The organism is Gammaproteobacteria bacterium, from assembly GCA_024235095.1.
In the GTDB taxonomy this organism is placed as follows: domain Bacteria; phylum Pseudomonadota; class Gammaproteobacteria; order Competibacterales; family Competibacteraceae; genus UBA2383.
In genome coordinates this window covers 768,828-786,255 of sequence record JACKNC010000001.1, presented here as the reverse complement: position 1 = coordinate 786,255, position 17,428 = coordinate 768,828, and the positions used below count along the sequence as shown (strand labels likewise).

Here is a 17,428-nt window from a genome sequence, read left to right as displayed (position 1 = left end):
CCAACCGGGCGTGCTACCCCTATTACTGAACTCAAGGAGAATATCGATCATGGTTCACGAGCTACCTGCATTGTCTTACGCCCAAAATGCGCTGGAACCGCATATTTCCAAGGAAACCCTGGAATTTCACTACGGCAAGCATCATCAGACCTATGTGACCAACCTGAACAACTTGATCAAGGGTACGGAATTCGAGAACCTGTCGCTCGAAGAGATCATCCTGAAAGCCTCGGGCGGCGTGTTTAACAATGCCGCGCAGGTCTGGAACCACACTTTTTACTGGAATTGCCTGAAGCCGAATGGCGGCGGCGAACCGAGCGGCGCGCTGGCTGAGGCGATCAAGGCGAAGTTCGGTTCATTCGCCACATTCAAGGAAGAGTTCACTAAAACCGCCGTGGGCACTTTCGGTTCCGGTTGGGGCTGGCTGGTCAAAAATGCGGACGGCTCCATTGAACTGATAAGCACCAGCAACGCAGGCACGCCGGCGACCGCTGGTAAGAAGGCGCTGTTGACCTGTGATGTCTGGGAACATGCCTATTACATTGACTACCGCAACGCCCGTCCGAAATATGTTGAGGCGTTCTGGAATCTGGTCAATTGGGATTTCGTCGCCCAACAGTACGCTTGAGGCAGCGAAGCCGCGCCCGGCGATAGCGTCGCGGCTGACTACTGAGCCAGCAGTCCATTGGGCTTGCTGGCTTTTTCATGGTCTGTTCTCGTCTGACGCCCTGCATGAATTCCACGAAAATTCACCAACTCTTTACCCGGTTGCAAGTTGCCTGTCCCCAACCCACGACCGAGTTGTGTTATCACAGCTCCTTCGAGTTACTGGTGGCCGTCATGCTGTCCGCACAATCAACGGATAAAAAAGTCAATGAGGCGACCGCCCGGCTCTTCCCGGTTGCTAATACGCCCCAAGCGCTGCTGGCGCTCGGTGAGACCCGCTTAAAGGCATTCATCAAAACGATTGGTCTCTACAACACCAAGGCAGCGAATCTTCTCAAGATGTGCGAATTGTTGCTGGAGCGCCACGGCGGGGAGGTGCCGCGTGATCGCGCCGCGCTTGAAAGCTTACCCGGAGTCGGTCGCAAAACGGCGAATGTCATCCTGAATACGGCTTTTGGCGAGCCGACCATTGCGGTGGATACGCACATTTTCCGGGTCGCCAATCGCACCGGACTGGCGCCGGGTAAAACCGTGCGTGAGGTCGAAGACGGATTGCTGGCGGCGACACCGGAAGAATTCAAGCAGGATGCGCATCATTGGCTGATCCTGCATGGTCGCTATATTTGCACGGCCCGCAAGCCCAACTGCCCAATCTGCCCGATACGCGATCTTTGTGAATACCCTGACCAGAACGAGGCGTCCTGATGTTTGGCAATGACCGCGACAGTTTGCGTCGCTACTACTGCACGGTTTGGGAAAAAGCACGTGAGGATCAGGTGCTGGAGCCTCTGGAGCAACTGATCGCCGGCGTGATCAACGAACATCCCGAGTATCAGCCGGTGTTGACTGATGCCGAAACTGCGTTGAATCGGGAATATATGCCTGAAGGGGGGCAGACCAATCCCTTTCTGCATATGGGTATGCACATCGCTATTCAGGAACAGTTAGGCGGCAACCGGCCCGTGGGTATCCTCGATGTTTATCAACAACTCTGTCAGCGAATGGGCGACGCGCATACCGCCGAGCATGCGATGATGGAATGTCTGGGCGAAACACTCTGGGAAGCGCAGCGGAACGGTCAGGAGCCGGACGAGCGGGTTTATCTGGAGCGGTTGCGGCGGTTGGGTTAGTCCGACTACCAGATAGGGATTTCGGCCCTCTGGCAGGCGTCCACTCCCCTGTGTTGCACAGACCGTGACAGTTTGACACAGTGCATGTTACGGTTCTTTCACAACAGCCTTGTTCCACACTCGATCATATAAGTTTAACGACCTTACTATAAAAATTTTTATTTTAAATAAAAACAATAGAATGTAAAATAACGATGATATTGATTGCGATATTGGCCTACTTATTGTTAAGACCCCTCCCTATCAGGCGTCAGCGAGTCAGCTAACTCACTCATGCCGAATAATGATTGCCGAACGGCTCGGACGCGACCTGAGCCGCTCGAAAGGCAACGTCCCTATCTTTAAAGGTAGGGAAATAATGCGGACTTCATCCGCTCATAGCTATCAAAGGAAGAGGAGTCAACCGTGGAAGCCCACAAACTCTGGCAGTTTCCAATCAAAGAATTTCATCGCATTCCCCGTGGCCTGCTCGGTCCAGGCGCTTACGAAATGGTCGGCGTGGAAGCTAACAAGCTCAACTTCAAACGCTGCGTACTCGCCACCTCTGGGTTGCGAGGCACCGGGATCGTCGAAGACATCGTCGGCAAGCTCAAGTATCGGGATATTGACGTGGTGGTCTATGACAAAATTGAGTCCAATCCCAAGGACTATAACGTCATGGACATCGCCGACCTTTATACCCGTGAGAAATGCGACAGCTTCGTTTCAGTTGGCGGCGGCAGCGTAACCGACGCGACCAAAGGCGCGCGTATCGTAGTTTCCCACGATGGCCGCAACATCAACGAATTCGACGGCTTCAACAAGTCCGACAATCCTAACAATCCGCCTCATATCGCTGTCAACACCACCGCCGGCACCGGTTCCGAGACCAGTTGGGCCTACGTGATCACCGACACCACCTCGGAAAAGGCCCCTTACAAATGGTTGGGAATGGACGAAAACGTTCCGGTGACGCTGAGCATCAACGATCCGGTCCTGCACTTCTCCATGCCGCAGGATCTGACCGCCTTCTGTGGTTTCGACGTCCTGGCGCACGCTTCCGAACCCTATGTCTCCCGGATCGACTTCATGCCGAGTCTGGGCAGTGCATTGCTGGGTATCGAACTGGTCGCGCAAAACCTGCGGCGCGCCGTCATGGAACCGCTCAACTTTGAAGCCCGCACCAACATGATGTACGCCTCTTACATCTCCGCGCAGGCGTTCAACAGCGGCGGTCTGGGCATTATCCACTCCATTTCCCATGCGGTCAGCGCTTTCTATGACTCGCATCACGGCTTGAACAACGCCATTGCCCTGCCCCGCGTCTGGGAATACAACATGCCGACCTGCTACAAGCGCTTCCGCGACATCGCTAAGGCAATGGGCGAAAACGTGGATGGTCTGTCGGACGTTTCAGCCGCCGAACGCGCTGTGGAAGCCGCGATTCGATTGAGCAAGGATGTCAACATTCCCGCCAATTTCACCAGCGTCGGTTCTTACACCAAGTCACGGATGGGACAAGGGCGCTACGCGGAGATGAGCAGCGCGAAGATCGCCGGCGATGATCGCGACATCGAGCGGATTACTCATCACGTGCTCGGCGATGGCTCGACACCGGGCAATGCTCGCGAATGCAACTTCGAGTCCGTAGCGCCCGTCGTGCGTCATTCCTTGGTCGGCGTTTACTAGACAAGCTCCCTTTGGGCGCTAAGCTCAATCTTGAGCATTCCCCTTGATGGCCTGAACGCTCGGTGTCTACCGAGCGTTCAGGCGCGGAGTTGGCGCATGTTCGCATCGATCGAGCAAACCATCGCGCAGTTGCGCGATCAGCAGTACTTATGCGACCGCAAACTGGCGACCGTCGCTTTTTTAGCCTTGCAAATGCACAAGCCGATCCTGATCGAAGGACCGGCAGGCGTCGGCAAGACCGAACTGGCGAAAGCGGTAGCGGCTGCTTTGGAGCGTCGGCTGATTCGGCTGCAATGTTATGGCGGGCTGGACGAGGCGCACGCGCTTTACGAGTGGGAGTACGGTAAGCAATTACTCTACACGCAGATTCTGCGCGACAAAATCAGTCGCCTATTCGAGGGTGTCAGCGATCTGCATGAGGCGGTTGCGCAATTGCATCTGCACGAGGATGTGTTTTTTTCGGAGCATTTCATGGTGCGCCGCCCGATCCTTCAGGCGATCAGCTCCCCTGACCCCGTGGTGCTGTTGATCGACGAACTCGACCGCGCCGAAGAACAGTTTGAAGCCTTCCTGCTGGAAGTACTGAGTGATTTTCAGGTCACGGTGCCGGAACTTGGCACGGTCAAAGCCGCGACCATTCCCTACGTCATCATCACCAGTAACAACACCCGCGACCTGAGCGACGCGCTCAAGCGCCGCTGTCTGCATCTGTTCATCGGCTATCCGGACGAACAGCGGGAGTTAGATATCCTTCGGATGAAAGTACCAGCGTTGCGAGAAACGTTGGCGGCCCAGGTCGTTGCAGTGATCCGCCGGTTACGCGCTCTGGATTTGCGCAAAGCGCCCAGCATCAGCGAGACGCTGGACTGGGCGCAGGCGCTGGTGCTGCTCAACGCCGACGCGCTGACCCCAGCGCTGTTGGAGGAAACCCTCCATCTGTTGATCAAATACGAGCGCGATACCCAGCAGGTCAATGACCAGTTACCGTGGATTGGCGAGCCGCTGCAAACGCAGAATCCGCCAGCGATCCCCTCAGCCACTGAAATTTCGCTGCATCCGCCAACCCGGCCCGCTGAGCTGGATGTGAATTACCTGGAACAGCGTCGCCAGGAACACACGACCCGCTATTTCACCAGCTATCGTGGCCGCACCGATGGCCGCACCGGTGGATAATGATGGATACCGTGGTTAACCGTTTTATTTTCCTTCTGAAAAAGCAAGGAGTGCGGATTTCGCCCGCCGAATCGCTGGACGCGATGCAGGCGCTGACATGGGTCGCGCTGCATGATCGCGACACGGTGCGTATTGTCCTGCGCAGTACCTTAATCAAGGACTTGCGCGACCTGCCGTTCTTTGAGGAATTGTTTGAACAGTTTTTCAGCTTGCCCAAGGCGTCGCTCTCTCCTGAAGCAGCGGCGGAACCGCAACTGCCACATGCAACGGAACCCTATCCCCCGGAAGCTGCTGCCGAATCAAATCTTGCCAGCGGCCACGCTGACGACGACCATGCCCACGAAGACTCTCTCGACATTCGGGACTATTTTGAGGATGAGGACATGGTCGCGCATTTCAACGCGCATCAAGACGATCATGACCTCTGTCTGGCCGAATTTGGCCAGAACCTGCTGCTGAGCCGTCACCAGGAATTGCTCGATCAGGTCATGCAGAAGGCGACGCAACTGCTCAAGGTCCGGCGGGTAAAGAACGCCGGTCACGCGGGCGAATTGAATTTCAGTGAGGCCCTAACGGTGCTGGATGCGGATTTGATCGCCGACGCCGTGACGGAGTTGCTGGAAGAACTGAACGATCTCGATGTTGACGAGCAGTTGATCCGGCGCTTGGCCAGACGACTGGAAGGCGGCATGGCCAATCTACCGGAGTTGTTGAAGCGCTATCTCGAACGGGAACTGGCGTTGCGACCGCCTGCGAAAATTTCCGATCCACCGCGCCGCAGGGCGCACGATGACCACTTCTCGGAACAGGAACGCCGGGAGATGGCCGAGATCGTGCAGCGGCTGTGTCGACGGATGCGCGGCGCGCGCTCCTACCGCCGGCAAATCAGCCCGCGTGGCCGAATCAGCGTGCCGCTCACCCTGCGCCGCAATATGAAGTATGAAGGCATCCCATTTCAGCCGGTCATGACCCATTACCGCGATGACAAACCCCGGCTGGCGGTGATCTGCGATGTCAGCCTGTCGGTGCGCAACACTGCCCGCTTTATGCTGCACCTGGTCTATAACCTGCAAAACCTGTTCGGCCAGGTGCGCAGCTTTGCCTTCGTCAGCGATCTGGTGGAAGTCAGCGCCTACTTCGATCAATTGAGCATTGACGATGCCATCGTCGCCGTGTTCAACAGCGGGCTGCTCGACACCGAGGTAGACAGCAACTACGGTCGCGCTCTCAGCCTGTTTCACAACCGCTATTTAGCGGCAGTGACCCGGCAAACCACCGTGATCGTGCTCGGCGACGGACGCGGCAACCGCAACCCACCCCAAGTGTGGGCGCTGGAGGCAATCCGCCGCCGCGCCAAGCAATTATTGTGGCTGTCGCCGGAACCGCGCGGCAGTTGGTCGCTGGGTAGTTGCGATATGCCGCTGTACGAGCCGGTCTGCCACCAAACCGAAGTCGTCCGTAACCTGCAACAACTCGGTCAGGCGACCGAAGCGTTGTTGCGGCGTTCGGTCACCCGGCACTGATCATGGAGCGCCCGATTTCATGATGCTGTCACGCCACCGCCATGCGCTGCTGATCGATAGTTTGGAGCAGCGCGCCGCCCCACTGGCCACCAGCGCGCATTTCCAGCTTTACGCGCTGATTTCCACGATGCCGACGGATGAACTGATCATCGTCCACGACTTCGACGCCGCGCAAATCGACAACAATCTCGGCTACTACGTGGTGACGGAGTTGTTGCCGCTGCTGGCGGGGCAGCGTCAGCGCATCGATAGCGGTTACAGCGAACAGGATGAATTCGAGCGTTCGGTGGGCGACATCGTGCGTTCCATGGCTGGCAACGAGCGCCGTGCCTGGCGGCTGTTCTACGCCAACACGCTGAAGGCGACGCAGGCCAGCGCCGGTTTGACGCAATCACAGGGGCAACCTAACGAGATCGCCAACGACTTCATCGGCCTATTTGGCGCGATTTACCGGTATGCGCTGAATTTGATCGAGGCGCTGCCCGCCGCCGCGTTGCCGCCAACCGTACTTGATGTGGCGACCTGTTTTGGTTTTTTCCCGTTGCTGCTGGCGCGCGTGAGCGGTTCAACGGGAACGCTGGGCGACATTTCCGGTTGCGACGTAAATCCGGCCCTGATGGGATTTGCCGACGATTACGCCCGTCATGAGGGTCTGGCTCAGGTCGCATTCGGCGTCGCCGACCTGCTGGCCGAGGACATCGAGCGGGAGCTGGCGCCGCTCCCAGCGCGCTTTGATGTGGTGACCGCGTTACATCTGCTAGAGCATCTTGAAGTCGAGCAAACCGAACAGGCCGTTGCCCATTTGTGGCAACTTACCGCCCAGCGATTGATTATTGCAGTGCCGCTCGAAGCCACGCCCGATCCCCGCTACGGCCATCGACAGGTGTTTGATCGAGACCGCTTGCTAGCGCTGGGGCAAAGATTGGGCGGGCGCTGTGCATATTTTGAATATCACGGCGGCTGGTTGGTCATTGACCGGTCTGACCCGAAAGGGCGACAGGCCGGATCGCCACTCACCGCCTGAAAAAATGGCGCCGCACAAGGCCGTCGCCAAGAACCACCAAACCTTAGGAGAAACTCCGATGTTATACACATCACCCGGACAACCCGGTTCCAAGATCAGCTTCAAACCCCGCTATCAGAATTTCATCGGCGGCCAGTGGGTCGAGCCGGTGAAAGGCGAATACTTCGAGAATGTCAGCCCAGTCACCGGTCAGGGATTTTGCGAAATTCCTCGCTCCACCGCTGAGGATATCGAGCTAGCGCTGGATGCCGCCCATGCTGCCGCCGACGCCTGGGGCCGCACGTCCGTGGCGGAACGGGCCAATCGGCTTAACCGCATCGCCGACCGTATGGAAGCCAACCTCGAAATGTTGGCGGTGGCGGAAACCTGGGACAATGGCAAATCCGTGCGCGAAACCCTGGCCGCCGACATGCCGTTGGCGATTGATCATTTCCGCTATTTCGCGGGCTGCATCCGCGCTCAGGAAGGCGCGCTGTCGGAAATCGATGACGACACCGTCGCCTATCACTTCCATGAACCGTTGGGCGTGGTCGGCCAGATCATTCCCTGGAATTTCCCGATCTTGATGGCGGTCTGGAAGCTGGCACCGGCCTTAGCGGCGGGCAATTGCGTGGTGCTAAAACCCGCTGAACAGACGCCGGCATCCATCCTGGTGCTGATGGAATTGATTCAGGATCTGCTGCCGCCGGGCGTCGTCAATGTGGTCAACGGCTTCGGGCTGGAAGCGGGCAAACCGCTGGCGAGCAACAAGCGCATCGCCAAGATCGCCTTCACCGGCGAAACGACGACAGGGCGACTGATCATGCAGTACGCTGCGCAAAATCTGATTCCGGTGACGCTGGAGCTGGGTGGCAAATCGCCCAATGTCTTCTTCGCCGATGTCTGCGCCCAGGACGACGAGTTCTTCGATAAGTCTCTGGAAGGCTTCACCATGTTCGCCCTCAATCAAGGCGAAGTCTGCACTTGTCCCTCGCGGGCGCTGATTCAAGAATCCGCCTATGACCGCTTCATCGAGCGGGCGGTAGCGCGGGTGAAAGCGGTCAAGCAGGGCCACCCGCTGGATACGGACACCATGATCGGCGCGCAAGCCTCCTCCGAACAGTTGGAAAAAATTCTCAGCTACATGGACATCGGCCGCCAGGAAGGCGCGGAATGTCTGACCGGCGGGCAACGAGCTGAACTGGTTGGGGAACTGCGCAGCGGCTACTACGTTCAGCCGACCGTGTTCCAGGGCCATAACCGGATGCGCTTGTTCCAGGAAGAAATTTTTGGACCAGTGCTGGCGGTGACTACCTTCAAGGACGTCAGCGACGCCTTGTCCATCGCCAACGATACGCTGTACGGGCTAGGCGCGGGTGTATGGAGCCGCGATATGAATGTCGCCTACCGAATGGGCCGCGGCATCAAAGCCGGACGAGTATGGACCAACTGCTATCACCTCTACCCGGCGCACGCTGCCTTCGGTGGTTACAAGCAATCGGGGATTGGGCGGGAAACGCACCGGATGATGCTCGACCACTACCAGCAGACCAAGAATCTGCTGGTGAGCTACAACCCCAAGGCGATGGGGTTCTTCTAAACGCAAGCCGTGTAACCGCGTCGGCGAGTTCGATGTGAGCGTAACCCGCTGCCGCAGATATGTAGGGTACGCAATGCGTACCCTACGGCTCTTGCCGTGAAGTGGAGAAGGAGGGATCAGTGGTCACCGTTTCCCGCGTTTTGGCGACCGACGCCGCCTTGGACTTGATTGCTCGACTCAAGGCTAAACACGGCCCGCTGATGTTTCACCAATCCGGTGGCTGTTGCGATGGCAGTTCGCCGATGTGCTATCCAGAAGGCGAGTTGATCGTCGGCGATGGCGATGTGCGGTTAGGAGAAATCGGCGGTTGCCCGTTCTATATGAGCGCCAGCCAGTTCGAGTATTGGAAGCACACCCAATTGACTATCGATGTCGTCCCTGGCCGAGGCGGGATGTTTTCCCTGGAAGGCCCGGAAGGCTTGCGTTTCTTAACCCGCTCGCGATTGTTCACCGATGAAGAACAAGCAGATCTGGATGCAGAACGCGCCTGGATAACAACCACACTATAAAAAAACCATTAAATCCACCAAAGAGGTTTAACGTCATGCCCAAGTATCTCATCGAACGTGAATTACCTGGCGCGGGCAAGCTGTCCCCCGCCGATCTGAAAGCCATTTCGCAAAAGTCCTGCGGGGTGCTGAGTGCGTTGGGACCCCAGATCCAATGGGTGCAAAGCTACGTCACCGACGACAAAATCTATTGCGTTTACATCGCACCCAACGCCGACCTGGTAAAGCAACACGCTGAGCAAGGTGGATTTCCGGCCAACCGCATTTCGGAAATCCGGGCAGGCATCGATCCAACCACCGCCGAAGCCTGATGGCCCGCGTCGCCACCGTTTAAAGGGTTAGTCGATGAGCTACGAAATCTTTCGGCAGGGCCTGAACGCGCCGATCTGCCTGACTTGGGAAATCACCTACGCTTGCAACCTGCACTGCGTGCATTGTCTGTCTTCCTCCGGCAAGCGTCGGCCCGATGAACTCACCACTGCCGAGGCCAAGCGGCTGATCGACGAATGGGCAGAGATGAAGGTGTTTTACATCAACGTCGGCGGCGGCGAGCCGATGAGCCGGAAAGACTTTCGCGAATTGATGGACTACGCGCTAACACGCAGTATTGGCGTTAAGTTCAGCACCAACGGCGCTTTGATCGACGATAACGCGGCGGCGTGGATCGCATCGCGCGATTATCTGGATGTGCAAATCAGTCTCGATGGTGCGACCCCGGCCACCAACGATCCGGTGCGCGGCGACGGTTCTTACGACCGCGCCCGCCAAGCGATGGAGCGGCTGGCCAAGCGCCGGTTTCCTTTCAAGATCAACGCTACCGTCACCCGCCGCAATTATCCGCAGCTCGATGCGCTCTATGCGCTATCTCAGCAATATGGGGCCGAGTTGCGGCTAACGCGGCTGCGTCCCACCGGACGCGGCGGCGCGGTGTGGCAAGCGTTGCGTCCGACCCACGCCCAAAACCGCGGACTGTACGAGTGGCTGCTGAACCATCGCGACGTGCTGACCGGCGATTCTTTCTTTCACCTGTCGGCCTACGGGCAACCGATGGACGGGCTGAATCTGTGCGGCGCTGGGCGTATCGTCTGTTGTGTGGACCCAGTCGGCGAAGTGTACGCCTGCCCGTTCATGCTGGCTCCGGAGTTTTCCGGCGGCAACGTGCGCCAACCGGGCGGGTTCGCCGGTATCTGGCGCCACTCGCCACTGTTCGCGCATCTGCGGGAATGGCAAGTTGGCGGCAGTTGCCAGACCTGCAACGCCTACGACCAATGCCACGGCGGTTGCATAGCCGTCAAACACTTTACCCAGCGATCCCTGGATGCGCCCGACCCGGACTGCGTGTTTCAGCAACCGGCGCCGTTTCCGATACCAGTGAAAGCCGCATCGCAACTTGCAGGCATCGCGCCGCCATGAGTCCGATCCAAGCCATGCGTGAAATCCGTAGTGTGTGAGGCAAGGTCATGAACAAGCCAGAAGACCGCCCTACCGGACTTTTTGCTCCTCTGCCGCTAGGCGGTAAAACCGCGCCGAACCGTTTGGTGTTCGCCGCCCATCGGACCAACTTCGCCACCCATAACCGCTTCACCGAACGGCACGTCGCCTATTACGAAACCCGCGCCGCCGGCGGCGCGGGAACGATCGTTCTGGAAGGCAGCGTCGTTCATCCGTCCGACTGGCCTTACGAGTATGCGATATTCGGCTACGAGGCTGCCGTGGTGGACGGTTATCGTCAAATCGCGGACGCGCTGCACCGCCACGGCGCGCTGGCGCTGGCGCACCTGACCCATAGCGGGATGCAAGGCAGCAGCCATTATTCCCAGTTGCCGCTGTGGGCGCCGTCACCGGTGCCGGAAGTCAACAGCCGCGAACTGCCCCAGGCGATGGATACCGACGACATCGCCGCCGTGATCCAAGGTTTCCGGCAGGCAGCCCGCTACGCTCGGGACGGCGGCCTGGATGGGGTCGAACTGAACGCGGGTCAGGACAGCCTGATTCGCCAGTTTCTGTCACCGTTGACCAATCAACGTGGCGACGACTACGGCGGCCCGCTGGACAACCGGCTGCGTTTCGCCCGTCAGGTCATCAAAAGCGTGCGTGAGGAACTGGGTCGCGGCGCGGTGGTCGGGCTGCGCCTATCAGGCGACGAACACGCGCCTTGGGCCGGGATCAAGCCGGAAGATGCAGTGGAGATCGCCCGTTGTCTGGCGAGTGACGGACTCATCGACTTCATCAGCGTCACCAGCGGTAGCATCTATACCAGCCACCTGACCCGGCCCGGACTGTATCAACCGCCCGGCTTCGCCGTCCCTCTGGCGGCGGGGATCAAAGCGGCGGTCGCGCTGCCCGTCTTTGCCCAGGGCAGCATCGTCGATCCCAAAATGGCGGCGACGCTGCTGGTTGACGGGAAAGCCGACGCTGTGGAAATGACCCGCGCCTTAATCGCCGATCCGGACTTGCCGCGCAAATGGCGTGAAGACCGCGCCGACGATATTCGTCCTTGCCTGCTCGCCAATCAGGACAATCTCATCGGCCTGGTGCAGAACCCGCGTTTGAGCTGCGCCAATAATCCGGCTGCCGGCTACGAACGTGAGGCCGAATTCGCCCCCTTGAAGCGCGCTCGGACGCCGCATCGAGTCCTGGTCGTGGGCGGTGGACCGGCTGGTCTGGAGGCGGCGCGGGTCGCGGCGCTGCGCGGCCACCGGGTGACTTTGTACGAACGCGAACCGCGGCTTGGCGGCGCAGTCCGGCTCGCCGCCGCCGCGCCTGGCCGCGAGCGGCTGGCGTTGGCGGTGGACTGGCTGGAGCGGCAAGTCCGCAAGCTGGAAATCGAGATATACACCGGGGTGGAAATGACCGCCGAACAGGTCGGTCAGGAAGCCCCCGACGCCGTGATCGTGGCCGTGGGAGGAATGCCGGGCCAGCAAGCCGGCGTGCGCTTTCACCCGAACGCGCCGGTGATCAATCCCCGGCAAGTCATGCGCGGCGAAGTTCCAACCACGCCAGGTCGCGCCGTGATTCTCGACACCCTGGGCGATCCGGTCGGCATGGCCGTTGCCGAGTGGCTGGCCGAGCGCGGCTGGCAGGTCGAAGTGGTCACTAGCGATATGTTTGTCGGTCAGCGTTTGACCGCATCGCTGGAGTTGACCGCCTGGAATCAGCGCGCCGCCGCCCGTGGCATCGTCTTCCGCCCGCAATTCGACACGCTGGAAGTGACCGAACACAGCGTGATCGGCGCGGACCATTTCGATAGCCGGGAAATCCGCCTCGACGAGATTGACTTGGTGGTGGACGTGTCGCCGGAGCGGCCCGACGAAGCCCTGTATTTCGCGCTCAAGGCGAGCGGTTTACGGGTATTCCGGGCCGGCGACTGCGTCGCGCCGCGCTATCTTAGTCACGCGATTCTGGAAGGCTATCGAGCCGGACGGGAGGTCTAAGCCATGAGCCATCGTCCACGCCTGCTGTTTACTCCGCTAAGGATCGGCAATATCACGGTCAAGAACCGGATCGTGTTCTCGGCGCATCTGACCAACTACGCCGAAGATTTCATGCCTAGCGAGCGGCATCTTTACTACTACCGCGAACGGGCGCGCGGTGGAACCGGACTGATCATCACCGAAGAACAGTCCACGCATCCCACCGATCACCCTTATGAGAAACTGATTCACGCTTTTCATCGCCGGGTCATTCCGCATTACCGGCGCATCACCGGAGCGGTTCACGCTGAAGGCGTGCCGATCCTGGCGCAGATCAACCACAATGGCGGCCAGAGTAGCAGCATGTTCACCCGGCTACCCGCCTGGGCGCCGTCGGCGCTGGCCGATCCCCTGTTCCGCGAAGTAGCGAAAGCGGTGGAGCACGAGGATATTCTGGAGATTATCCAGGGTTATGCGCGTGTGGCCGCCTACACCCGCGAGGGCGGTTTCGATGGCGTGGAGTTGCAATGCTCGCATTCCTCCATCGTCCGCCAGTTCCTGTCGCGCAACACCAACCAGCGCAGCGACGAATACGGCGGCAGCTTGGAAAACCGCGCACGGCTGCTACGCGAGATCATCGCCGCCATTCGCAACGAAGTGGGCCGCGACTATGTGATCAGCGTGCGGCTGTGCGGCGATGAATTGATCCGCGATGGCATTACCCTCGACGAGGCCGTCACCGTCGCCCGGATTCTGGAAACGGACGGGCTGATCGATCTGATCAACACCAGCATCGGCACCGCCACTCAGACCTTGTACATGATCGAAGCTTCGATGCGGATTCGCCCGGATTATGCGCTGTTCATTCCTTCGGCGATTCGTAAGGCAGTGCGTTTGCCAGTGATTGGGGTGGGACGGATCAAAGACCCGATCCAGGCCGAGCGTATCCTGAGCGAAGGCCACGCTGATCTGGTCGGCATCGTGCGCGGCCAGATCGCCGATCCCGAATTCGCCCGCAAGGCGCGGGAAAATCGAACCGACGATATCCGGCTTTGCCTGTCCTGCAACCAGGAATGCGTGGGACGCATGGGACTCAACCGGTGGATGGGTTGCATCGAAACCCCAGCGACCGGTCAGGAAAAGCGCTATGGAGTCAGCACTCTGTCAACCGTCGCCGAACCCAAGCGCGTACTGGTGATCGGCGGCGGCCCCGCCGGATTGAAGGCTGCGACCGTCGCCGCCCGTCGAGGGCATCACGTCACCTTGCTGGAAAAGGAAGCCCGTCTGGGCGGCCAAGTGGTGTGGGCAGTGCGGGTGGCCGGGCGTGCCGAATTTGGCGATATCGTGCGTAATCTGTTGCATGAGATCGAACAACTAGGCGTCGAAGTGCGCACCGAAACCACGGCGACGCTGGATTCGGTGCTGGCCGCTAAACCGGATGCGGTGATCGTGGCGACCGGCTCGGTTCCCAACCGCGCCGCCATTCCCGGTGGCGACAGCCCCAGCGTGGCCGACGTGGTGGATATTTTGTCCGGCAAAGTCACGCCAGGCCGCAAAGTGTTGATCATCGATCGGCTCGGTTTTCACGAAGCCACGAGCGTCGCCGAATATCTGGCGGAACAGGGCTGCGAAGTGGAAGTAGTCACCCCTACCCTGTACGTCGGTCAGGATTTGGGCGTCACCCTCGATCTGGAGAACTGGTACCGCCAGGCCCGGCGGCTGGGCATTCGCTGCACGCCGAACCATTCGGTCCTCAGCATCGACAACGGCGTGGTCATGGCGCTGCACAACTACAGCGGTCAAATGGTGCATTTCCCTCCGGTGGATACCGTGGTGCTAGCAATCCACCGTCAGGCCGACGATAGCTTGTATCAAGCGCTGAAGACCGACAATGCCCGCGCCACTCACATGCTTTCGCAAGTCCGCGAAGTCGACGAAGATCTTTACCAAACGCTGAAAGGGCGGGTGCCTGCGCTCTACCGGATCGGCGACTGCGTCGCGCCGCGCCGGGCGCATGCCGCGATTATCGAAGGCGAACGCGCCGGGAGGGCTGTCTAAATGGATCGATTCGTAGTCGTTATCGCCGAATGCGAACAAGGCGAATTGACCCTCGCCAGCCTGGAATGCGTGGAGGAAGGCCGCGAGGTGGCGGACCGGCTCGGCGCTAGAGTTCAGGCGATTCTATGCGGCAATGGAGTGGAGCCACTGGCGGAGACGCTCGCAGCGCACGGCGCAGATCGCATCACAATCGTGGAGCATGAAGCGCTGGCGCACTTCAGCGCCGACGGTTGGCTACAGGCCCTAGCACCGCTCTTGCTCCAGGAACATCCACTATTGTTGCTGGCCCCGGACAGCGGCCCAATCCGCGCCTGGTTACCCCGGCTCGCAGTGCGTTGGCGGTTGCCGCTGGTCGGCTGCTGCATGCGGATTGGCATCGTCGGCGACGGTTACCCGGAGGTGATTCGCCACACCTATGGCGGAGCCTGCCAGGAACGGCTGATCTGGCCTTACGCTACGCTGATTTGCGCCATGCTCACCCCCGGCGTGCGCGGCGTCGATGCGCTCCGACATGGACGCGCCGCTGAAGTAACCGTGGTGCGCCCGGAACTCGACTCCACCCGTTTCCGCGACCGCACCTTGCGGACCCTGCCTGCCGATCCACGCACCGTAAGCTTGAGCGAGGCTGAACGGATCGTCTCGGGCGGCTTCGGCACCGGCGGGCCGGAAGGCATGACGCTGGTGAGGCAGCTGGCCGAACAGATTGGCGCGGCGTTGGGCGGCACCCGGGTTGCGGCGGACCGCGGCTGGTTGGCGGTGGATCGCTTCATCGGCTCGACCGGCCAGATCGTCGCCCCCAAACTGTACATGGCGTTCGGCGTGTCTGGCGCTGGCCAGCATCTGTCCGGCATCACCGGCAGCGAGACGGTGATTGCCGTCAACAGCGACCGCACCGCGCCAATGCTCAAACGAGCGGATTTGGGTGTGGTGGGCGACTTGCACGAAATCCTGCCGATTTTGCTGAGCAAGTTGCAGGCGCTGGCCGCGATCACTACCGAGAACCGCAGCGAACCGGCTGCACCAGCTGACTCCCTCACCACCCACCGGGTCCTGGAGATGACGCCATGACCACACCCTCGGCCAAACAACAGTTCGATGTCATCGTCGTCGGCGCGGGACCAGCAGGCAGCGCCGCCGCGCTGCTCAGCGCCCGCGCCGGACTCAAGGTGCTGCTGCTGGAGCGCGGTGAATATCCCGGCGCAAAAAATGTCTCCGGCGCAGTGTTTTACGGCAGCGCCATTCTCAATGAACTGATTCCCAACTGGTGGGAACAAGCCCCAGTAGAGCGGCATATTTGCCGCCGCGATATCGCCTTCATGTCAAAGAGCACGGCGGTGGCGCTGGATTTTCGTTGCGCTGGCCCCGGTTACGCCACCGCGCCCTACAACGGCTTCACCGTGCTGCGACCCAAGTTCGACCGCTGGCTGGCCGCTCAGGCGGAAGCAGCGGGCGCTTTCGTGCTGACCTCGGCGGTCGTCGATGATGTGTTGCAAGAGAAAGGTCGCATCGTCGGGGTGCGGGTGCGCCGCGAACAGGGTGAGATTTACGGCAAGGTGGTGATCGCTTGCGATGGAGTCAATTCCTTCTTGGCCAAGAAAGCCGGTCTGCAACGTGAATTTCACCCTCATGAACTGTCGCTGGGGATTAAGGAAGTGATCGGGCTGGACCCGGCGGTGATCGAGGATCGTTTCCACCTCACCGGCCATGATGGCATCGCTTACGAATATCTGGGGGCGATTACCGAGGATGTCCATGGCGGCGCCTTTCTCTACACCAACCGCGATTCGCTGTCGCTGGGGCTGATCGGTCAAATTTCGTCGCTCGTGGAGCGGCGCAAGCGACCCTATGAACTGTTGGAGCGCTTCAAAGCCCATCCGGCGGTCGCGCCGCTGGTGCGCGGCGGCAAGTTGCGTGAGTATTCGGCGCACCTGATTCCTGAAAGCGGCTGGGCGATGAAGCCAAAGCTTTACACCGACGGCATGTTGGTGGCTGGCGACGCCGCCGGGTTCTGCCTGGCCGCTGGCTTGTATCTGGAAGGTATGAATTATGCGATGCAGTCCGGGTTGGCGGCGGCGGAAACCGCGATACTCGCCTGTCAAAAGGGAAATTTCTCGGCGCGCGTCCTCGCAGCTTATCAGAAAAATTTGAAGCAGCGCAACGTTTCTACCGACTTCCGGGCCTACCGTCATGCGCCGTCCTTTGTCAATGGGCCGCGTCTGCAAAATCTTTACCCCGAAATGGTTGCGCAGGGAATGGAACAAATCTTCCGGGTGGACGGCGCGCCTAAACGGAAGATTCTGCCGCTGGCCTACCGGATGATCCGTCAGTCTTCGATCAAGCCGGGGCAATTGCTCCGTGATGTCTATCAGGTGGCGAGGGCTTATCTATGGTGATGACCACCCATGAAGAGAAGATGCGCACCGTGCGCTTTCGGGTGGCGGCGACCCCGCATATCGTGGTGAATTCGGACATCTGCCGCAACGAATGCTCGGTCCACGCCTGCGTCTATGTCTGTCCGGCCAATCTGTTCGTCCCGCTGGACGACGGCGGCATCCTGTTCAACTACGAACAATGCTTCGAGTGCGGCACCTGCTATATCGCTTGCAATCAGGAGGGGGCCATTCGCTGGACTTACCCGGACGGCGGTTATGGCGTGACCTTCCGGGAATCGTGAAGGATTGACCT

Annotated in this window: 16 protein-coding genes; all 16 read left to right on the top strand. The window is 59.7% G+C overall.

Annotation, left to right across the window (positions count from 1 at the left end):
• The first annotated feature begins 49 nt into the window (after positions 1-49).
• The 16 genes from H6973_03330 to H6973_03255 all read left to right on the top strand — a co-directional run bounded on the left by H6973_03330 (position 50) and on the right by H6973_03255 (position 17,417).
• Complete coding sequence (locus H6973_03330) at positions 50-628, top strand: superoxide dismutase [Fe] (GenBank protein ID MCP5124688.1); 579 nt, start codon at positions 50-52, stop codon at positions 626-628.
• Positions 629-732: 104 nt separating this feature from the next.
• On the top strand, positions 733-1,371 hold the full coding sequence (gene nth, locus H6973_03325; protein ID MCP5124687.1) for an endonuclease III: 639 nt from the start codon (positions 733-735) through the stop codon (positions 1,369-1,371).
• Entirely contained in the window at positions 1,371-1,796 is a 426-nt protein-coding gene (locus tag H6973_03320) for a DUF1841 family protein (protein ID MCP5124686.1), read from the top strand. Before nth ends, H6973_03320 begins: the two co-directional genes overlap by 1 nt.
• A 405-nt stretch (positions 1,797-2,201) precedes the next feature.
• Positions 2,202-3,464: an NDMA-dependent methanol dehydrogenase gene (gene mdo / locus H6973_03315; GenBank protein MCP5124685.1), complete on the top strand. Its 1,263-nt coding sequence runs from the start codon at positions 2,202-2,204 to the stop codon at positions 3,462-3,464.
• Between the two features lie 96 nt (positions 3,465-3,560).
• Positions 3,561-4,637: a MoxR family ATPase gene (locus H6973_03310; GenBank protein MCP5124684.1), complete on the top strand. Its 1,077-nt coding sequence runs from the start codon at positions 3,561-3,563 to the stop codon at positions 4,635-4,637.
• Positions 4,638-4,639: 2 nt separating this feature from the next.
• Positions 4,640-6,160 carry a VWA domain-containing protein gene (locus H6973_03305; GenBank protein ID MCP5124683.1) on the top strand — a complete coding sequence of 507 codons (1,521 nt, stop codon included), beginning with the start codon at positions 4,640-4,642 and terminating at the stop codon, positions 6,158-6,160.
• 19 nt (positions 6,161-6,179) lie between these two features.
• On the top strand, positions 6,180-7,184 hold the full coding sequence (locus tag H6973_03300) for a methyltransferase domain-containing protein (protein MCP5124682.1): 1,005 nt from the start codon (positions 6,180-6,182) through the stop codon (positions 7,182-7,184).
• Between the two features lie 58 nt (positions 7,185-7,242).
• The gene (locus tag H6973_03295) at positions 7,243-8,763 is read left to right on the top strand and encodes an aldehyde dehydrogenase family protein (GenBank protein MCP5124681.1); all 1,521 of its coding nucleotides are present in this window, start codon (positions 7,243-7,245) and stop codon (positions 8,761-8,763) included.
• Between the two features lie 119 nt (positions 8,764-8,882).
• Positions 8,883-9,272, top strand: coding sequence for a DUF779 domain-containing protein (locus tag H6973_03290; protein ID MCP5124680.1), 390 nt, complete (start codon positions 8,883-8,885; stop codon positions 9,270-9,272).
• Positions 9,273-9,307: 35 nt separating this feature from the next.
• Positions 9,308-9,583: a DUF4242 domain-containing protein gene (locus H6973_03285; protein MCP5124679.1), complete on the top strand. Its 276-nt coding sequence runs from the start codon at positions 9,308-9,310 to the stop codon at positions 9,581-9,583.
• Positions 9,584-9,617: 34 nt separating this feature from the next.
• Positions 9,618-10,685: a mycofactocin radical SAM maturase gene (gene mftC / locus H6973_03280; protein ID MCP5124678.1), complete on the top strand. Its 1,068-nt coding sequence runs from the start codon at positions 9,618-9,620 to the stop codon at positions 10,683-10,685.
• Between the two features lie 47 nt (positions 10,686-10,732).
• Positions 10,733-12,706 carry an FAD-dependent oxidoreductase gene (locus H6973_03275; GenBank protein ID MCP5124677.1) on the top strand — a complete coding sequence of 658 codons (1,974 nt, stop codon included), beginning with the start codon at positions 10,733-10,735 and terminating at the stop codon, positions 12,704-12,706.
• A 3-nt stretch (positions 12,707-12,709) separates the two neighbouring features.
• A complete protein-coding gene (locus tag H6973_03270) occupies positions 12,710-14,743 on the top strand; it encodes a mycofactocin system FadH/OYE family oxidoreductase 2 (protein MCP5124676.1) in 2,034 nt (677 codons plus the stop codon).
• On the top strand, positions 14,744-15,811 hold the full coding sequence (locus H6973_03265) for an electron transfer flavoprotein subunit alpha/FixB family protein (protein MCP5124675.1): 1,068 nt from the start codon (positions 14,744-14,746) through the stop codon (positions 15,809-15,811). It begins immediately after the preceding gene.
• Positions 15,808-17,136, top strand: a complete 1,329-nt coding sequence (locus H6973_03260) for an FAD-dependent oxidoreductase (GenBank protein MCP5124674.1) — start codon at positions 15,808-15,810, stop codon at positions 17,134-17,136. Before H6973_03265 ends, H6973_03260 begins: the two co-directional genes overlap by 4 nt.
• The gene (locus H6973_03255; GenBank protein ID MCP5124673.1) at positions 17,130-17,417 is read left to right on the top strand and encodes a 4Fe-4S dicluster domain-containing protein; all 288 of its coding nucleotides are present in this window, start codon (positions 17,130-17,132) and stop codon (positions 17,415-17,417) included. The genes H6973_03260 and H6973_03255 overlap by 7 nt, the downstream gene beginning before the upstream one ends.
• Positions 17,418-17,428 lie beyond the last annotated feature (11 nt).

Bases quoted from the DNA above. Each gene is read 5' to 3' on its own strand.
- H6973_03265 (MCP5124675.1), top strand. From the start codon at position 14,744: ATGGATCGATTCGTAGTCGTTATCGCCGAATGCGAACAAGGCGAATTG.
- H6973_03270 (MCP5124676.1), top strand. From the start codon at position 12,710: ATGAGCCATCGTCCACGCCTGCTGTTTACTCCGCTAAGGATCGGCAAT.
- H6973_03285 (MCP5124679.1), top strand. From the start codon at position 9,308: ATGCCCAAGTATCTCATCGAACGTGAATTACCTGGCGCGGGCAAGCTG.
- H6973_03300 (MCP5124682.1), top strand. From the start codon at position 6,180: ATGATGCTGTCACGCCACCGCCATGCGCTGCTGATCGATAGTTTGGAG.
- H6973_03330 (MCP5124688.1), top strand. From the start codon at position 50: ATGGTTCACGAGCTACCTGCATTGTCTTACGCCCAAAATGCGCTGGAA.
- mftC (MCP5124678.1), top strand. From the start codon at position 9,618: ATGAGCTACGAAATCTTTCGGCAGGGCCTGAACGCGCCGATCTGCCTG.
- H6973_03275 (MCP5124677.1), top strand. From the start codon at position 10,733: ATGAACAAGCCAGAAGACCGCCCTACCGGACTTTTTGCTCCTCTGCCG.
- H6973_03260 (MCP5124674.1), top strand. From the start codon at position 15,808: ATGACCACACCCTCGGCCAAACAACAGTTCGATGTCATCGTCGTCGGC.
- nth (MCP5124687.1), top strand. From the start codon at position 733: ATGAATTCCACGAAAATTCACCAACTCTTTACCCGGTTGCAAGTTGCC.
- H6973_03295 (MCP5124681.1), top strand. From the start codon at position 7,243: ATGTTATACACATCACCCGGACAACCCGGTTCCAAGATCAGCTTCAAA.
- H6973_03310 (MCP5124684.1), top strand. From the start codon at position 3,561: ATGTTCGCATCGATCGAGCAAACCATCGCGCAGTTGCGCGATCAGCAG.
- H6973_03320 (MCP5124686.1), top strand. From the start codon at position 1,371: ATGTTTGGCAATGACCGCGACAGTTTGCGTCGCTACTACTGCACGGTT.
- H6973_03305 (MCP5124683.1), top strand. From the start codon at position 4,640: ATGGATACCGTGGTTAACCGTTTTATTTTCCTTCTGAAAAAGCAAGGA.
- H6973_03255 (MCP5124673.1), top strand. From the start codon at position 17,130: ATGGTGATGACCACCCATGAAGAGAAGATGCGCACCGTGCGCTTTCGG.